This window comes from Burkholderia sp. RS01 (genome assembly GCF_039748055.1).
Classification (GTDB): domain Bacteria; phylum Actinomycetota; class Actinomycetes; order Actinomycetales; family Micrococcaceae; genus Arthrobacter.
This window is the reverse complement of the sequence record NZ_JBDLAK010000072.1, coordinates 1-272: the sequence shown is the minus strand read 5'-3', so window position 1 is coordinate 272 and position 272 is coordinate 1. Positions and strand designations below refer to the sequence as shown.

Genomic DNA, 272 nt, shown 5'->3' with positions numbered 1-272 from the left:
ACAAGACTGCTTGCGTCCACTATGTGGTTCCCAACCAACAAACCCGCACCACCGGTTTGTTGCACAGGAACCAACAACTACATAACAACACCACACCTGCCCTTCACCGGGCAGGGATGTTGTAACCACAAATTTCCCACCCCGGGCCTAACACCCGCGGGACGGGAGCAAGGGTTACGGCGGTCATAGCGTGGGGGAAACGCCCGGTCCCATTCCGAACCCGGAAGCTAAGACCCACAGCGCCGATGGTACTGCACCCGGGAGGGTGTGGG

Annotated in this window: 1 rRNA gene; it reads left to right on the top strand. The window is 59.6% G+C overall.

Annotated elements, in window-relative coordinates:
- Window positions 1–175: 175 nt before the first annotated feature.
- Window positions 176–272, top strand: a 5S ribosomal RNA gene (gene rrf, locus ABFP37_RS22575); the annotation flags it as partial.